General features: G+C 66.4%; 13 protein-coding genes. 7 read left to right on the top strand and 6 right to left on the bottom strand.

The window, feature by feature from the left end; genetic code table 11:
* Positions 1 to 59 precede the first annotated feature (59 nt).
* Complete coding sequence (locus EJK91_RS16430) at positions 60 to 470, bottom strand: GtrA family protein (RefSeq protein ID WP_046191504.1); 411 nt, start codon at positions 468 to 470, stop codon at positions 60 to 62.
* Positions 471 to 787: 317 nt separating this feature from the next.
* Between EJK91_RS16430 and EJK91_RS21845 the strand changes: the two genes are divergently transcribed.
* Positions 788 to 3,166: a PE family protein gene (locus EJK91_RS21845; RefSeq protein WP_164517994.1), complete on the top strand. Its 2,379-nt coding sequence runs from the start codon at positions 788 to 790 to the stop codon at positions 3,164 to 3,166.
* Between the two features lie 257 nt (positions 3,167 to 3,423).
* A complete protein-coding gene (locus EJK91_RS16420) occupies positions 3,424 to 4,086 on the top strand; it encodes a hypothetical protein (protein WP_125079465.1) in 663 nt (220 codons plus the stop codon).
* Positions 4,087 to 4,102: 16 nt separating this feature from the next.
* Here the strand turns inward: EJK91_RS16420 and wzm are convergent, their stop codons facing one another.
* From wzm to EJK91_RS16395, 5 genes are read right to left on the bottom strand one after another with little or no spacing between them, the layout of a single operon-like run.
* Positions 4,103 to 4,933, bottom strand: coding sequence for a galactan export ABC transporter permease subunit Wzm/RfbD (wzm, locus tag EJK91_RS16415; RefSeq protein ID WP_046190534.1), 831 nt, complete (start codon positions 4,931 to 4,933; stop codon positions 4,103 to 4,105).
* A complete protein-coding gene (gene glfT1, locus EJK91_RS16410; protein WP_046296726.1) occupies positions 4,930 to 5,841 on the bottom strand; it encodes a galactofuranosyltransferase GlfT1 in 912 nt (303 codons plus the stop codon). Before glfT1 ends, wzm begins: the two co-directional genes overlap by 4 nt.
* Positions 5,838 to 6,647, bottom strand: coding sequence for a galactan export ABC transporter ATP-binding subunit Wzt/RfbE (wzt, locus tag EJK91_RS16405; RefSeq protein ID WP_083025341.1), 810 nt, complete (start codon positions 6,645 to 6,647; stop codon positions 5,838 to 5,840). Before wzt ends, glfT1 begins: the two co-directional genes overlap by 4 nt.
* Positions 6,648 to 6,666: 19 nt before the next feature.
* Positions 6,667 to 7,245: a bacterial proteasome activator family protein gene (locus EJK91_RS16400; RefSeq protein ID WP_125079464.1), complete on the bottom strand. Its 579-nt coding sequence runs from the start codon at positions 7,243 to 7,245 to the stop codon at positions 6,667 to 6,669.
* Positions 7,221 to 9,155: a DUF6541 family protein gene (locus EJK91_RS16395; RefSeq protein ID WP_370759886.1), complete on the bottom strand. Its 1,935-nt coding sequence runs from the start codon at positions 9,153 to 9,155 to the stop codon at positions 7,221 to 7,223. The genes EJK91_RS16400 and EJK91_RS16395 overlap by 25 nt, the downstream gene beginning before the upstream one ends.
* Before the next feature lie 127 nt (positions 9,156 to 9,282).
* On the opposite strand from EJK91_RS16395, the gene EJK91_RS16390 reads away from it, so the two are divergent.
* The 5 genes from EJK91_RS16390 to EJK91_RS22170 form a co-directional block, all read left to right on the top strand.
* Positions 9,283 to 10,479: a cysteine desulfurase-like protein gene (locus tag EJK91_RS16390; protein ID WP_046190529.1), complete on the top strand. Its 1,197-nt coding sequence runs from the start codon at positions 9,283 to 9,285 to the stop codon at positions 10,477 to 10,479.
* A 196-nt stretch (positions 10,480 to 10,675) separates the two neighbouring features.
* Positions 10,676 to 12,601, top strand: a complete 1,926-nt coding sequence (locus EJK91_RS16385) for a fatty acyl-AMP ligase (protein WP_346773472.1) — start codon at positions 10,676 to 10,678, stop codon at positions 12,599 to 12,601.
* 265 nt (positions 12,602 to 12,866) lie between these two features.
* On the top strand, positions 12,867 to 15,170 hold the full coding sequence (locus EJK91_RS16380) for a hypothetical protein (protein ID WP_125079462.1): 2,304 nt from the start codon (positions 12,867 to 12,869) through the stop codon (positions 15,168 to 15,170).
* Positions 15,171 to 15,219: 49 nt separating this feature from the next.
* Positions 15,220 to 17,628, top strand: a complete 2,409-nt coding sequence (locus EJK91_RS16375; protein ID WP_125079461.1) for a hypothetical protein — start codon at positions 15,220 to 15,222, stop codon at positions 17,626 to 17,628.
* A 197-nt stretch (positions 17,629 to 17,825) separates the two neighbouring features.
* On the top strand, positions 17,826 to 18,053 hold a 228-nt coding region (locus EJK91_RS22170), incomplete at its 3' end, for a hypothetical protein (RefSeq protein WP_206430433.1).

Raw genomic sequence — 18,053 nt, 5'->3', positions numbered from 1 at the left:
TCTGGCTCAGGCCAGATCCCTAGCCGCAATGCGCCGGCATTCGCCGCGACTACGGCCGCTCAGCGTGTCCGGAAGATCAGCGTGCGCTGCACCACGAAGTTGATCACCGTCGCGGTGCCCTGGGCGATCACGAACGCCACCGGCAGCGCCCACCGCTGGTAATCCAGCAACGCCAGGCAGGCATGGTTGATCCCCACCTGCACCCCGAACGTCAGCGCGTAGAGCGCCATCACCGCGACGAATCGGCCGGCGTGGGCCGAGGACTGGAAGGTCCACCTGCGGTTGATCAGGTAGGCGGTGGTGGTGCCCGCGACGAAGCTGCACGCCTTGGCCGCGTCGACGGGCATTCCGGCGCCCAGATAGAGCACCAAGTACAGCCCGAAGTCCACCACCGCAGACAGGGCGCCAGTGATCAGGAAACGCCACACCTGGGTCGACAGGCGCAACGGAGTGTTGGGCGTTTGGTCCACCCGGGCAGCTTAAGCACGCCCGTGTCCGCCGCCGCGAACCAGTTACGGGAAGCCTGCGCGGTACTAATAAAAATCACAGTGAAGTCGGCCGGGCGAGATTGCGCCAGGCTGGCGGGTGGCAGGCCGGTGGCGCAGCAAACTTCCTGGTCCGGGCGCGGACCACCAGTTCAAACGCCGGCCATCCACTCGGCCGCGAGCCTTCTCAGGAAATTAACGAAATTGCTTGGAAACCGCTCACAGGTTCTGTTACCTTAACGACGGCTAAGTTAATTACGCCGCCGTCAACCGTGAACAGTCAAACGATCTGAGGGGAATCTATGTCTGACCGCTTCGCCGGCAAGGGCAACAAGCGCAAGATCAACCGTTTCGTCGGGGCCACCAGTGCGGTGGGTGCTTTCCTTGCCGTGAGCATGACGCCGCTGACGGCGGCGCCGGCGAGTGCTGACCTCGAGGACCTCGACTTCGGCGACCTGTTCAGCTGGATGGTGCCAGCGTCTTCGGACTCGTCGTCGTTTGACTGGAGCAGCTTCGCCACGCTGTTTGACGCCGATCTGCCGGGCTCGGCCGCGGTCAGCCCGATCGACAGCCTCAACGCCTTGGTGGCCAACACCCTCAACGCGGTCATCTACCAGCCGATCTACACCATCAACCAGTTCCTGATCAACGACCTGGGTCTGCAGATCAACGGTGTCTTCGACAACGGCGACAACGCCTTCGTCAGCATCAACGGTGACGGTGACCTGGTCTACAACGCGGCGACCAACGGTGGCTTCCTGTTCGGTGACGGTGGCACGGGTGCGTTCGTCAACGCCGACGGTGAGGTGCTCGGTGCCGGTGGCACGGTGTTGCTCGACGGCGACGACAACGTGGTGACGCTGGCCGGTATCGAAAACGGCCTCTACTCGTTCGCATCGACTGACTTCACCCTCAACGGCGCCAACGCCGGCCTGATCGGCAACGGCGGCGACGGCGGCAGCTTCTTCGGCCTCGGTGGTGACGGTGGCGCCGGTGGCTTCTTGATGGGCAACGGTGGCGCCGGCGGTCAGGGCGGCATCGGTGACATCGGCCTGATCGGCTTCGCCGGTGGCGACGGTGGCGACGGTGGCTTCTTCCTCGGTAACGGCGGCGTCGGCGGAATCGGTGGTACGGGTGGCACCGGCGCGGCTGGCACGGATGGCACCGCGAATGCGGCCGCGACCGCGGGCCTCGCGGCCGGCAACGGCGGTGCGGGTGGCAACGGTGGTGTGGCCGGCCTGTTCGGCAACTCCGGTGCCGGTGGCGCCGGCGGCGTCGGTGGTACCGGTGGTGCCGGTGGTGCCGGTGTCTCGGGTGCCGACAGCCTCGACGGCAACGGTGGCAACGGCGCTGTCGGTGGCGCGGCAGGTGCGGGCGGCGCCGGCGGCAACGGCGGCGCCGGGGGCTTCTTCGGCGTGCACACCACGGGTGCCGCGGGCAACGGCGGCGCTGGCGGCGTCGGTGGCGCCGGTGGCGCCGGTGGCGCCGGTGTGACGGGCCTGGCCGGTACCTACGCCGACGACGGCGACGGTAACGGCGGTACCGGCGGCAACGGTGGCAACGGTGCAATCGGTGGTGCGGGCGGCGCCGGTGGCGCGGCCGGTGTCGGTTCTGTGCCCGGTGTGGTGGGTGTTGACGGCAACGGCGGCGTCGGTGGTGCCGGCGGCAACGGTGGAGACGGCGGCGTCGGCGCCGTCGGCCTGGCCGATGCAGACGGTGGCAACGGCGGCCTCGGCGGTAACGGTGGTGCCGGTGCGGCCGGTGGCGCCGCTGGTGGCGCAACCGGTAACGCCGGTGCCGCGGGCGTCGACGGCAATGGTGGCGATGGCGGCGCCGGTGGAAACGGCTTTGCCGGCCCGGCCGGCGAAGACGGCGAGACCGATGGCGCTGATGGCACCGACGGTGTCGCCGGTGGCAATGCGGGCAACGGTGGCGGTGGCGGTCAGGGCGGCGGCCAGGCCGGCAACGGCGGTAACGGCGGCGTCGGTGGCGTCGGCGGTGCCGGTGGTGCCGGTGGTGCCGGCGCAGCCGGGTCGGAGGGCTCCGGTGGCAACGGTGGCAATGGTGCAGCCGGTGGCCAGGGCGGTGTCGGCGGCGCAGCCGGTGCCGGTGCCGTAGACGGTAACGACGGCAACGTCGGTGCTGACGGCAACGGCGGCGTTGGCGGTGCCGGCGGAAACGGCGGCGCCGGGACGGACGGCACCGACGGTGAGACAGACGGTGCCGCAGGCGGAACTGGCGTTGCTGGCGGCAACGGCGGTACCGGTGGCGCCGGTGGTGAGAGCGGCGGTGCGACCGGTCTCGGCGGCGACGGCGGTGCCGGTGGTCTCGGCGGCAATGGCGGCAACGGCGGCAACGGTGCGGACGGCGCTGAGGGCGACATTGGTGAGCCCGGTGGCGACGGCGGCAACGGTGGCAACGGTGCCGGAGGCGGCGTCGGCGGTGCCGGCGGCACTGCCGGGACCGGCGGGACCGACGGTGTCGACGGCAACGGTGGTAACGGTGGCACCGGTGGCGACGGTGGCGACGGAGCCGACGGACTTGGAGCACCGGGTGGTGTCGGCGGCACGGGCGGCACGGGTGCCGGTGGCGGCGCCGCCGGTGGCGGAACCGGTACGCCGGGTACGAACGGTGGCAACGGCCAGAACGGCGCCAACGGTCAGCAGATCGGTCTGCCGTAGTAGTTCGGAAACTGCAAAAGAAACGCCCCGCACATTTGTGCGGGGCGTTTCTTTTGTGACGGCAGCACTGTGCGGGCGAGCCGTGACCGTGCAATGCGAAATCTAGGAGCGCCCAGAATGTCTCGACACCGCAATGCCCGGTTAGTCGTTTGACTGAAAAGCCCTGCGTAGGATCGCACTGGCCGCCCGCAACAAATTCGCATCAGGCCGGCATCCGCGCTCGAATATCGGCTTGCACTGCAATACAATTTGTCGCTATGTGGACAGTGTCGAGCGGCCATCCCCGCGTCTTTCTCAGTGTTGCGACGGCAGGTATGGTCGCGCTGGCGGCCAGCGGGGCCGCGGTCACGCCCGACGCGATTCCTGCCGTTGCTGCCCCGTCCGCGACGGTCCTCGCCCCGGTCGACCTCACGGCGTTGTCCGCCGATTCCAGCTTGATGGACATCATCGGGTCCCTGACCGGGCTGAATTTCATCATCCCGTTTCTGAACAGTCCCGATTCTCCGCTGTTCCCGTTCGTCACCGCGTTCGAGACCCTGGGCCAGGCTCTCTTCGTCATTCCGGTGACTGTCGCAATCGGCGCCCCGCTACTGCTGGTCACCGAAGGAGTCGAGGGCGTCCAGGGCCTATTCGCCGAATTGGGCGGGATATTCGGGGTGGTGCAGGAGGCCTTCGGCAACATCATGGACTGGTACGAGACCCGGAATTGGTTCACTGGCGAATTGCTTGACCCGGGTTCCAGTGCGGCGGTCGACCTCGCGGGCTGGGCCGACATGTTCCTTGGCGCCGGTGCGATGGACCTCGTTCCGCCCGCCGAGCTCGATGCGGTGATTCCCGTCGAGAGTGTCGATGCCGGGGCCGTTGTGGACGGGTTCGATTCCGTGCTGGCCGATTTCGGCCTCGCCGACCTGATCGGCTGAGGCCGCACCCGGACGCCTATACCCAGTACGCGACCCGCGCCCGGTACTGACGCAGCACCAAGGCGGCCACCACCCAGCCGATCACGGTCAGCACCAGCACCACCGCCCAGTGCCGCAGCTCCTGGTGTGCTCCCAGTAGTGGCGCCCGCACGATGTCCAGATAGTGCATCAGCGGGTTGAATTCGACCACCGTCGTCCAGCGCGATGCGCCCTGTGCGCGCAGCGTGTCGTAGTTCCAGATGATCGGCGTCATCAGGAACAGCAGCTGCACCACCGAGAACAGCAGCGGGGCGATATCGCGGTAGCGGGTGGACAGAATGCCGAAGCACAGCGACACCCAGACGCAGTTCAGAGCGATCAGGGCCAATGCCGGAATCACCGAAAGATCCGCCCAAGACCAGTGTTTGGGGAAGATCAGCGCTATCGGCAGATAGATCACGATGTTGTGCGCAAACAAGATCATCTGGCGCCACACCAGCCGGTAGACGTGCACACTCAGCGGCGTCGGCAGCTGCTTGATCAATCCCTCGTTGGCGACGAACACGTCCGCGCCCTCCAGGATCGCCGCGTTGAGCAGGTTCCACACGATCAGCCCCAGCGTCACATAGGGCAGGTGCACCGCGAGGTCGAGGTGGAACAGCTTCGAGTACAGCCCACCCATCGCCACCGCCGTGGTGGCGGTGCCGATGGTGATCCAGAACGGCCCCAGCACGCTGCGCCGGTAGCGCTGCTTGATGTCTTGCCAGCCCAGGTGCAGCCACAGCTCGTGGCGCCGGAAACCGTCCACCAGATCCGCCGCCGCCCGCGCAAAGGTCTTGGACTGCGTGGCAACGTCGTCGAAACTCATTGCTGCCCCTCTGGTTTGGCGAACTGTTCCCGACGGCCCTGGCGGCGTAGCCGGGCCCACGCGATCAAGCCGGCTGGATCGCGGCGCGACACCAGGAAGAACCACCCGAATCGCAGCCATTCCTGGACCAGTAGTCGGCGCATACCGGGCTGGGCCATCAGGTAGCCGCGGTTGCGATAGGTGTAGAAGCGTTTGACGGCGCTGTCCGGGTATTGAGCGTGCATCCGGCCGCCCAGGATCGGCTTGAACTCCTCGGAACCGCACGGGTGCAGGTATGCGGCGTTCAGGCACGTCCCGAACGCCAGACCGGACCGGGCCAGTCGGCGGTGCACCTCCACCTCGTCGCCGCGCATGAACAACCGCAGGTCGGGAACACCGACCGCCTCCAGTGCGTCAGCGGTGAACAAGGCCCCATTGAACAGGGATGCGATCCCCGGCAGAAGATCCTCCCCGGTTGCGCCAGTGCGTAATTCGCTGACCTCGCGACGCCACACCAGGCCGCGCCGTAGCGGAAATGCCAGTCGTGACGGGTCATCGATGTTGCACACCATCGGCGATACCTCGGCCAGCTGGTGTTTGGTGGCGCAGTCCAGCAGCGCCGACAGCACCCGGGCGTCCGCCGGGCGTCCGTCGTCGTCGGCGAGCCAGACCCAGTCCGCGCCCGCGGCCAGGGCATGCAGGATGCCCAGCGCGAAACCGCCTCCGCCGCCCAGGTTTCGCCGTGATCCCAGATATGTCGACGGTATCGGTTGCGCGGCGACCAATTCGGCTACCGCGGAATCGTTGTCGTTATCCACCACGATCACGTGGTCAGGAGTTCGGATCTGGCTTGTCAGCGCCGCGAGCGACTCGGCCAGCAGCTGCGGCCGTCGGTGGGTCACGACGACGGCGTAGACGGTTTCGGTCACGCCTGTTCCCCGGCCTGGGTCTCGGCCAGCACCTCACGCACGTGCCGGGCGGCGTCGGGACCCTCGTAGGCGCCGACCACCTCCTCGATGCCGCCGGTCATCCGGATGGTGCCGTGGTCGATCCACATCGCCGTCTTGCACAGCCGGGCGAGGAATTCGTTGGAGTGGCTGGCGAAGACCAGGATCCCGGACCGCTCCACCAGCTTCTGCAGGCGGCTCTGCGCCTTCTTCAAGAACTCGGCGTCCACGGCGCCGATACCCTCATCGAGCAGCAGGATCTCCGGGTCGATGCTGGTGACAACACCCATGGCCAACCGCACCCGCATACCGGTGGAGTAGGTGCGCAGCGGCATGGCCAGGTAGTCGCCCAGTTCGGTGAACTCGGCGATCTCGTCGACCTTGGCGGCCATCTGCTTGCGGGTCTGTCCAAGGAACAGTCCGCGGATGATGATGTTCTCAAAACCCGAGATCTCCGGGTCCATGCCCACACCCAGGTCGAACACCGGCGCCACTCGGCCGACCACCGACGCCGAACCCCGAGTCGGCTCGTAGATTCCCGAAAGTAGCCGCAGCAGTGTCGATTTGCCGGCGCCGTTGTGCCCGACCAGGCCCACGCGGTCGCCCAGCGACAGCGACATGGTGATGTCGCGCAGCGCCTCGATCACCACCACGTTGGAGTTGTTGCGGCCGATCGCGCCGCCGGCCTTGCCGAGGAAGGCCTTCTTCAGCGAGCGTGACTTGGCGTCGAAGATCGGGAACTCGACCCAGGCGTCGCGGGTCTCGATACGGGGCTCGTTGGCAGACAAGGCAATTCCGCCTGCAGGCCTAGAGGTACTGGCCGGAGCCGGTGTGGCCCTGGCCGTGCCCGCCACCGACACCGCCGGGCGGCAGTGCGCCGTGGCGCATCTGCTCCAGCTGCGCCCGGGCAGCCATCTGCTGGGCGAACAGTGCGGTCTGAATGCCGTGGAACAGTCCTTCCAGCCAGCCGACCAACTGTGCTTGGGCGATGCGCAGTTCGGCGTCCGACGGTGTGGCGTCCTCGCGCAGCGGCAGGGTCAGCCGCTCCAGTTCCTCACGCAGCTCCGGGGCCAGGCCGTCTTCGAGTTCGCGAATGCTGGCGGAGTGGATCTCACGCAGCCGGGCGCGGCTGGCTTCATCGAGCGGTGCTGCCCGCACCTCCTCAAGCAGCTGCTTGATCATGGTGCCGATCCGCATCACCTTCGCGGGTTGCTCGATCAGGTCGGTCACCGATCGCTCGTCATCGGAGTCGGCCTCGACCTCGGCGGCACCGTTGAGACCGGCCAGCACTCGCGGGTCTGCGCCGCTGATGATCTCGACGCCGTCGATGTTGTCCCGGCCGTCTGCGCTCCCGTCGGTGCTCAACGCGCTGCGTCTCCTTGCCATTCGTAGATGCGGGCCTCGCCGTTGTCGTAGACCTTGGCCCACGACCGCGATTTCTCCAGTGAGACTAGCCCGTCGGGCAGCGTGAACCCGCGCACCGTCGGGGTGCTGATCAGCACGTAGCGGATGTTGAGGTCGTGCACGGCCGCCGCTACCCGCGGATCGGTGTCGGCATCGTCGGCAAAGGCCCAGAAGATGAACCGCTCCGGGCCAGGGCCCTGCTGTTGGGGATAGTCGTAGTGCGTCCAGAGCGGATGCAGGTCGGCTACCGCGTACATCCAGGCGCTGCCGTCCACGTTCGCGTTGCCGATCACCGTGTCGTGGGCCCCGGGAAGTCCGGCCAGGTAGGCGTACGCCTGCAGGTCGCGCTGGTCGACCATCACCGAGTCGTACTTGTCGCCGAGCAGGAACGCATGCCGAGGCAGATAGTGCCAGGCCAGCCCGACAGTCGCCGTCACCAGCAGGATCCCGGTCAAAACCGGGCGTGCCCGCGCAGCCAGCGGCGTGGCCACCAGCCCGGCCAGGGCCGCCAGCCCCACCCCGGCGATCGGCACCAGCAGCACGGTCATCGCCGCCATGATCCGGCGCGGATCGTTGTAGAACAGCTCGGTGAGGGTGCTCACCGCATTGCCCAGCGGGCCGCCGGTGGGAGCCGAGGACTGCACCACCGCCACCGCCAGTACGGCCCACAGCAGCAGCGGCCACCACACCTTGCGCCTGATCAGCACGACCGCGCCAGTGGCGGCCAGCGCGACCAGCGCGTACTGGACCGGAAAGTCATTGAGATGGCGGGTGTGCATCAGCAGCGCATCATGCAGACCCTCCTTGCGTCCCTCGTGGGTCACAAACGCGTGGCCGGCGATGATCTCGGCCTGCTTGCGCACGCTCAGCAGTTGCGGCATCAGCAGCAGGGCCGTCGGGAGGAGGACCCCGGCGAGGGCGAGGGTGTCCCGCCGTTTCCCGCGCAGCGGCTTCCACAACGCCCCGTCGACGGGGCTCAGCCACCAGGCCGCCACCAGCAGCGCCGTCACCACACCGCCGGTCGGGTGCACCGAGAACACCCCGATGAGCGCCAGTACCGCCGCCGGAATCCGATCGCGCAGAGTGCGGACCGCGGTGATCAGCGCGAACGCCGGCGCCACCAGCCCGTAGGCCACCAGGTTGGGCATGGCCGCGGTGCCGAATTCAACGTAGGGCAGGGCGGTGAACGATGCCGAGAGTGCGGCGGCCGCACCCGCGGCCACCGCGGTGGTGGCGGTGCTGGTCACCCGCTGCAGCAGATTCCAGGTGATCAGCGCGGCGCTGAGCGGGAACAGCCATACCGAGGCGGCCAGTCCGGAAAGGGTGTACGCGGTGGTGGGTGCGGCGCCGGTCAGCTGGCACAGCACCGCGGTGAGCGCGTGAAAGGCTGACGGGTAATAGAGCGCCGCGTGGGTTTCGACATTGCGCAGCTCACCCATGTGGGTGGGGGAGGCCTGGCCGGTGTCGAGGATGAAGCGCACGGTGTTGGCATGCCACACCGCGTCCCAGGTGCTGGGAATACTCTGCCAGTTCGGTATCCCACGCACTGCCGCCCAGCCGATCAGCAATACCCCCAGCAGGGCACCGGCAGCCACCGCCAGGAGGGGCCATCCGGCGGGCGCAGGCGCTGCGACATGGACGCGCGTGCGGCGCTCCAGCAAAGTCCGTATACCCATGGCCAGGCCGCCGGTCAGCGCCCCGATCACCACCAGTGCGGCCAGTGCAGTGATTGCGTTCCAAGGGATTCCGAGTGCGCCGAAGGGGACGATCGCCAGGCCTACTACCCCGTAGGTCAGCGCCGGTCCCACCGCCACGGCTAAGGGTCGAGGCAGCCCGGCGCCGACGGCCACCAGCGCACCCGGCAGCACCAGCAGCAAAAGCGCTGCGACCATTCCGAAGCCAAGAACCACTGCACTAGTATGTCTGCCAAGGTGGCATAGCTCGGTAATGCGGCGAGCTATCTCGTTATCCGATACGTTCACCGATCGCCGATCTTGAGAAGCTCCGAAGGTGACTGGCATGGCCTATGACGTCGCTCGAGTGCGTGGGTTGCACCCGACGCTCGGTGACGGGTGGGTGCACTTGGATTCCCCGTCGGGCATGTTGATTCCCGATTCGGTGGCAACGACGGTGTCGACGGCGTTCCGGGGATCGCTGGCCAAGGCCGACGGCCCGCACCCGGCTGCCCGGCGCAGTGCCGCGGTGCTGGTGGCGGCGCGCCAGGCGGTGGCCGATCTGGTGGGCGCCGATCCGTCCGCGGTCGTGCTCGGTCCTGATCGCGCGGTGCTGTTGAGTGCCCTGGCCGATGCCGCGTCGTCGCGGGTGAGCCTGGGTTACGAGACGGTGGTCACCCGCCTGGACGACGAGGCCAACATCGCGCCCTGGGTGCGGGCCGCCAATCGCTACGGCGCCAAGCTCAAATGGGCCGAGGTCGACATCGAGACCGGCGAGCTGCCCAGCTGGCAGTGGGAGAACCTGATCACGCCGTCCACCCGCCTGGTGGCGCTCACGTCGGCATCGGGTGTGCTGGGCACCGTCACCGACCTGCGGTCGGTCACCAAGCTGATCCACGATGTGGGTGGTGTGGCGGTGGTCGATCACTCCGCTGCGGCGCCGTATCAGCTGCTCGACATCAACGAGGTCGAGGCGGACGTGGTGGCCGTCAACGCGGCCTCGTGGGGTGGGCCTCCGGTGGGTGCGCTGGTCTTTCGTGACCCTGCGCTGATCGACACCTTCAGTTCGGTATCGCTGAGTCCACACGCGGCGGGCCCGGCCCGCTTGGAGGTGGGTCTGCACCAGTTCGGTCTGCTGGCCGGGTTGGTGGCCAGCGTCGAGTACCTGGCTTCCCTGGACGAATCGGCCCGGGGTACACGGCCCGAGCGCCTCGCGATCTCCATGCGTTCGGCCGCGACGTATTTGAACCGGCTGTTCGAGTACCTGCTGAGTTCGCTGCGCTCACTGCCCCTGGTGATGCTGATCGGTCAGCCCGAAGCGCGTATCCCGGTGGTCAGCTTCGCGGTACAGAAGGTGCCGGCGGAGCGGGTGGTCCAGCGGCTGGCCGACAACGGCGTCCTGGCAATCGCCAACGCCAGCTCTCGAGTGCTGGACGCGATCGGGGTCAATGACATTGGGGGAGCGGTCACCCTCGGGCTGAGCCACTACTCAACGATGGCCGAGGTGGACCAGCTGGTTCGGGCGCTGGCGTCGCTGGGTTAGGAACCCCTGTGTTCTAGAGCCCGCTCGGCTGATGGCGGGATCCGCGGCGCCCGGCTCCGCCGCGCTTGCGATCCCGCTCGGCTGATGGCGGGATCCGCGGCGCCCGGCTCCGCCGCGCTTGCGATCCCGCTCGGCTGATGGCGGGATCCGCGGCGCCCGGCTCCGCCGCGCTTGCGATCCCGCTACGCTGTGGGCCGTGACCGACGTCTCACCGAAGGCAGATCAGACGATGGCAGAACTGACGAGTTCCTTGGCCCCCTTGGCCCTGGACACCTTGGTTGACCTGATGCAGCAGCAGGCTGCGCGTTTTGCGGACACGCCCGCTTTCATCTTCTGCCCCGAAGGAGACGTGGAAGAGGCCCGGGTCACCTACCGCGACCTGGACCGGCGTGCCCGCGCTATCGCGGCGCGCTTGCAGCAGTACGGCGCCGCCGGCGAGCGGGTGCTGGTGCTGTGCCGCCCCGGCGTGGACAGCATCGCCGGGCTCTTCGGCTGTTTCTATGCCGGCGCCGTTGCGGTTCCTGTCGACGAGCACTGGCCGATCCGGCGCATCGAGACCGTGGTTCCCGAAGCGGATGCGCGCTTCGCGCTGGCGACCGCCAAGACGCAGGCCAAGATGAAGTCTGCGGTGGATGGCCTCAGCGCCGGTCCGAAGTTGACGTGGCTGGCCATGGACGATGACTCCGACGACGGAGCGGCCTGGGAGCCGCAGAGCGTCAGTGCCGACAGTCTTGCGATGATCCAGTACACCTCGGGCTCCACCGGGGTGCCGAAGGGTTGCGTGCTGACTCACCGCAACTACCTGGCCAACCTGGAGATCATGCGGTGGGCCCTGAATCCGGCCGACGACGCACCAGTAATGAACAGCCCCATCAGTGGGGTGTCCTGGCTGCCGCAGTATCACGACATGGGATTCGTCGGGGGCATCGTCGGCACCATCTACGGCGGCCGCAGCACCGTGTTGATGTCGCCGAGTGCGTTCCTGATGCGCCCGATCCGGTGGATGCAGGCGATATCGCGCTACCAGGCGACTATCACCGCCGCACCGAACTTCGCCTACGAGGCCTGCGTCAAGCGCAGCACCGCCGCGGAGCGTGCTGCCTTGGATCTGTCGAGTCTCTCGATCGCCGTGGTCGGGGCCGGACCCATCAGCTCGGAGACGCTGCAGTCCTTCACCGACGCATTCGCACCCGCCGGCTTCCGGCAGGAGGCTTTCATACCGGCTTACGGGCTTGCCGAGGCGACCCTGGGCGTGACGGGCATGTCCGAGTCGGCGTTGCCGGTGGTCCGGTACTTCGACCGGCCCGCGCTCACCGAGGATCGAGTCGTCGAGGTGACCGCCGACGCGGCCAGCCCGGAGACCGCGCTTCCGCTGGTGGGTTGCGGCAAAAGGCCGGACGGCGTGGACGTGCGCATCGTCGATGCCGAGACGCGGGAACTTCGCTCCCCTGAGGAAGTGGGGGAGATCTGGGTGTCCGGGCCGAGTGTCGGCGTGGGCTACTGGCGGCGTCCCGAAGAGACCGAACACGCCTTTAATGCGCACCTGGCTGACACCGGCGAGGGGCCTTACCTGCGCAGCGGCGACCTCGGGTTCTTCCAAGACGGCGAGCTGTTCGTCACGGGCCGGTGCAAGGACTTGATGACGATCAATGGATTCAGCCACTACCCGAATGACATCGAGCTGACCGTGCAGGCTTGTCACCCGGCGCTTATGCCCAGTCGTGGTGCGGTGTTCCAGCTGCCGACCGAGCGTTACGCCCCGGAATACGTGGTGGTGGTCCAGGAGGTGCACCACCACACGGCCGCTGGCGTCGATCTCAATGACCTGATCCACTCGATTCGGGCGGCGGTCCGCACCCACCACGGGATCGATGTGCAAGCCGTCGCGCTGCTCAAGCCGATGCGGATCCCGACCACCACCAGCGGCAAGATCCAGCGCAGCGCGTGTCGCGAGCAATACGTCGCCGGTGAACTGGCAGCGATGGCCCAGTGGGCCGAGCCGCTGCCGGAAAAGCGCCCGTCGGAGGTCAAAGGTGCCTTGCTCGGCGGCCTGGCCCAGCTTGCCGCCACGGGCCTGGCAAACCGGCTGCGCGGAACACAGGGCCAGCAGAGCCAGAGCTGAGCTTCCTGAGACCTCCTAACAGGAACGTCTCCACTCTCCGTCCGATCTGACCCCGCGTCACACTCGCAGGGCTAGCGGGACCCATATCACAAGTTCGCGGACGCGACATGGCATTACGGCGCAAATTTCAGCTGAGATCTATCGCTTCACGTGAGGGCTGGCCCCGGTTTTGATGAAGCTATTGCTTACAAAGCTACGGTTCGACAAACGGGAAAACTCATGTAAGTTTAAGCAACGTCCGTAGTCAGTGTCCTAGGAGAGCATGATGCAGCTGGCGCTTCGCCCATACGTCACCCCCGGCGTCGCCATCGCGGGTGCCGCGTTGATCGCGGTAAACGGGGCCGTTCCCGCGGCAGTGCTGCGGCCCCAGGTCGAGCCTCACCAGGCTCTTCAGCAGGTGCAACACCTCCCCGTGAAGCTCACGGCCGATTTCTTCGGACCGTGGCAGGACCTGTTCAGCAACACCGCTACCAACCTGGTGGCGATGGGGACGGACAACGGGTGGGCCAATCTGCTCCAGCAGATCTTCAGTGACCCGGGCTCGCTGTCGCGGCTCCCGGAGGTCTTCGATTTTCTGACGTCGATCATGCCGTCGATCAGCGGTTCCGACCCGCTGATGGTCCTGCTCTCGCCGATCCTGACCATCGGCATGGGGGTCATCGGCCCGCTGGTCACGGTCAATGACGCGATGCAGGACATCCTCAACCAGATCTTCAACCCCAGCGACCCGCTGGACCCGTTCGCCGCCCTATTCACCGCGGTCCCGCAGCTGCTGGACGCGTGGCTGAACGGCACCAGCACCATCGATGTGGCCGGGCTGAGCATCCCGGCCTTCAACGGCATCCTCGTCCCCGGTCAGAACCTGATCATCGACCAGACCGCTGAAGAGCTGGCCAACAACCTCAACATCGGCGACCAGACCATCGCCAGCCTGCTCGACCAGACCGGCATCGGCACGCTGCAGGTGGCAGGCATGTTGACCGGCCTGCTGGACAGCGTCGGCCTGGGTGACGACACCCCCGTCGACGTCATCAACGCCCTCGGATTGGGCAGCCTTGAGGTCGCCAACGTGCTGACCACCGTCTTCGACGCGGTGGGCATCGGCAACCCCACCATCGCCGAACTCATGGACATGCTGGGCATCGGCAACGTCCAGGTCGCTGACATCGCCATCGACTTCACTCAGGCTCTGGGCTTCGACAACCCGACGGTCGTCGACCTCGCCGGCGACATCGGTCTGGCCGACCTCAAGCTGGCCGACCTGGGCATGGACGTGCTCGAAGCGCTGGGCATCGGCGACCCGACGGTCAACGAGCTCCTGGTTGACGTCGGCGCCGGCGACCTGACGCTCAACGGCCTGCTGCAGACCGCGGTGGACGCGCTGGGCCTGGGCGGTCAGACCGCGGCGGACCTGCTCGACGCCACGGGCCTCGGCACCCAGACCACCCACGAGTTCATCACCGCGCTGCTCGGCGGGCTGGGCCTGGGCAACCAGACGATCATGGACCTGCTCAGTTCGGCCGGCCTGGCCGACGCTGACATCGGCCAGTTGGCCTCGGTGGTACTCGGCTCCTACGGCGACACCACGGTGGCCGACGTTATGGGTTACGCGGGCTTCGGCGCTGTCACAGCCCGGGACGTCACCGACCTGTTGGGTATCACGAACCTGTCGCTGGGCACGATTTTCGGCAACCTGTCCTACATCACCGGCAATCTCACGATCAACGACATGCTCGTCGCCACCGGCATGACTCCGCTGGACAAGGGTGGTGACGCCCTGCTGTCCGACTCCCTGGCGGGTACCACCATCGCCAGCATGCTGGGCGCCCAGTTGGACGAGCCGCTTTCTGTGATGCTCGGCCCGATGGCCGAGATGAGCCTCGCGGACATGATCCAGCAAAACTTCTCGATGACGCTGGGTCAGATGCTCACCGACTCGGGCATGGCCGATCAGACCCTGACCGACCTGGTGCTGGCCGGCATGCCCGACGCGCCGCTCTCGTCGCTGCTCGGCGTCATGGGCAACACCACCCTGGCGGACCTGATCGACCAACTGGTGCCCGCTGACCAGACCATCATCGACATGCTCACCGCGTCCGGCCTGGGCGACCAGACCATGAGTGAGCTGCTCAACCAGTTCTTCGGTGACCAAACCGTCGCCAACGCGCTGGACGACGGGGGGCTGGGCAGCATGCACCTCGACGACATCATCCGTCAGGCGCTCGGCCCGCAGACCGTCAACGAGATGCTCAACGACTTCGGACTCGGCGGCCAGTCGCTCAGCGACCTGTTCGACCAGTTCTTCGGCGTCAGCACCATCGCCGACCAGATGATGGCCCTGGGCCTGGGCGACCAGACCCTCAACGAGTTGATCGACTCGCTGTTCGGGACCTCGACGGTCAGTGCGCTGCTCGGCGACTTCGGCCTCCAGACCGTCGACGAGCTCCTGGCCTCCCTGGGGCTCGGGGATATGACCGTGATCAACGCGCAGATCAGTGAGTTCTGGGGCTCGATGTCCTACTGGCTTGACGGCCTAGGGGACCAGATCACGGCGGTGCTCAGTGGCTAAGCGACCTGAACGGCAAAGCAACTTCGGAACTTTCGTCCGGGAGGGCGTCATGCAGCAAACACTTCGTCCATACGTCACCACCGGCCTGGCTGTCGCGGGGGTGGGCCTGGTCGCGGTTCCCCCCGTGGCCTCGAATCTGCCGCAGCTGCAGCACCAGCTCGCCACGGTCGAGCAGCGCGGTGTTGCGCTCACGTCGGGCTTCTTCTCGCCCTACACCGACCTGTTCGAGAACACCATCGCGAACCTGCAGGCGCTGAACCAGAACTCAGTGGACATGTGGGGTCTGCTGCAGCACATCTTCATGAACCCGCAGCAGGCGATCTCCGGCATCCCGGATGTCATCAACATCTTCACCAACTCGATGCCCACCATCGGGTTCCAGGCGTTCCCGTTCCCCGCGGAGATCGACCTGCAGCTGCCGACCTGGGCCGCTTCGCTGCTGGCAGGCATTGGCCCATGGGTGACCATGGGCAACGCGTTCCAGCAGGTCATGGAGGAAATCTTCAGCAACCTCTTCACCGACCCGATGAAGGCGTTCTCGGCGCTGGTCGGTGCGCCGGCGACGCTGTTGGACGCCTTTCTCAACGGCAGCAGCGGAGTCGACTTCGGGGGCGCCTACTTCCCGTTGTTCAACGGCATCTTGACCCCGGGACAGCCGATCGATGCCAACTTCAACATCGGTGATGTGGTCGATCTGTCCGGCATGGGTGACACCACCATCACCCAGCTGTTGTCGCAGGCCGGTATCGGCGATGTTCCGCTGGAAACGCTGATCATCGACCTGCTCGACGGGCTCGGCTTTGGCCATATGACACCGGTGGACCTGCTCAACGACATGGGCATCGGTACCCAATCGCTCTCCGACCTGCTGATCGGCGTCTTCAACGAGGCCGGCATCGGCAACCCCACCATCGCTGAGCTGTTGGAGAGCCTTGGTGGAATCCAGCCGGGCGACTCGGTCGCCAGCCTGCTGATCGCACTGCTCAACCAGACCGACATCGGCAACCCCAGCCTGTCCGAACTCATCCTGAGCTTCGTCGGCGGTGACGACGCCACCGTCGGCGGCCTGATCAAGGACCTGCTCGGCGCTACGGGCAACGAGTCCCTGGCAAGTCTGATCGACCCGTCCTGGACCATCGGCGGATTGCTGACCGATTCGCTCGGCGACCCCCCACTGACCGACCTCTTCGAGCAGATGGGCCTCGGCAACATCACCATCGGCGCGCTCGCCGGAATGTTGGGCGAGTACGGCGACCAGACGCTGATCGACCTGCTCAACGATGGGTTCCTCGGACCGGACATCACCGGCAGCACGCCGCTGATGGAAATGATGCTCTCGATGTTCCCGCCCGGCGCCACCTTGGGCGACCTGATGGGGCCGTTCGGCAGCCAGACCGTCGCGGATCTGATCGACATGATGCCGATCGGCGAGAACACCATGGGTTACCCGCCCGACACTCCGGTCAGCGACGTTGTGCTCGTCGACTTGATGTACACGCTTCCTAGCCCAGACCCGAATTACGCGAACCTGGCTGTGACACCGTTGGGCGTTCTCGCCCCCGATCAGGCCTCCCTGCTTGAGAAGGCCGGCAACCCGACGCTGGCGGCGGTGATGGGCACCAACACCGTCGGCCAAGTTGTCGAGGGCCTGAACATGTCCAACATCACCGTGTTCCAGGGCCTTGATGCCATGGGCCTCGGTAACTACACGCTCGAGCAGTTGTTCGACGGACTGGGCAATCTGACCGGCAACGTCACTCTTGAGCAGTTCCTCACCGCCTGGGGCTTCGACCCGACCCTGACGGAGCTCTTCACGAATGCTGTCGCCGGACTGGGGCTGACCGACACCACGCTGCTCTCACTGTTCGAGGACTGGGGCATGGGCAGCGTCAGTCTGTCCGGCCTGATCGACAGTCTCGGCTTGAACGACATCTACATCCAGGCGATCTTCAATAACCTCGGCCTGAACAACATCGACATCGACATGTTCATCGACCGCCTCGGGTTGAGCAGCATCTCGATCGCCGGCATTCTCAACGGCCTGGGCCTGAACGACCAGTCGCTCGACGAGTTCATCAACAGCCTGTTGGGCGGGGTCTCGATCGAGAGCATCCTCAATGGTCTGGGTCTGGACGAGGTCCACTTGGACACGTTCATCACCGACCTGATGACCAGTGTGCTCGGCGACCCCACGCTGGGGACCTTCCTCGGCTGGATCGGCCTGGACACCTTCGATCTGGACACCATCGTCTCCAACCTGGGTCTCGATGGCATCACGATCAACTCGCTGCTCACCGACCTCGGCCTGGGCAGCCTCGACATCAACGGCCTGATCGACGGGCTGGGGCTGTCCGACCTGGGCCTGTTCGGCATCAACGGCAACTTCTTCGGCGTGGCGTCGGAGTGGCTCAACGACATTCCGAACCAGATCGCCGCGGCATTGGGCTTCTACGGCTGAACCTGCTGAGCGGGTAAGCCGCCAAATCCAACTTCATGACAGACAAAGCGAGCACAACTGTGGGCCACACAGATAGGAAAACCCAAATGGCAGTAGGACGTAACGCTTCGGGCAACGGTCACTCACGTCGGCGTGGCCGCCGTCTGTTGGGTGCCGGTAGTGCGGTTGGGGCGTTTTTGGCGTTTGGGTTGTCGCCGTTGTCTTCGGCGCCTGTTGCGCATGCGGATGAGCTGGATTGGGTTGTTGATCTGGTTGGTTCGGATTTGGCTGGGGCTCTTGGTGATTTGAGTCAGGCGTCGTCGTGGGAGACGTTGTTTGATCAGGCTTCGTGGGAGCCGTTGCTGTCGAATGTRGGTTTGTCGTTTGATGCGTCGTTGGCGGGTGTGCCGGGTTCGGCTGCTGGCGGGTGTGCCGGGTTCGGCTGC

It is taken from the genome of Mycobacterium sp. P7213, assembly GCF_900604305.1.
Lineage (GTDB): Bacteria > Actinomycetota > Actinomycetes > Mycobacteriales > Mycobacteriaceae > Mycobacterium.
Note: the sequence above shows the minus strand (reverse complement) of the source record. Positions and strands in the feature narration are given on the sequence as shown.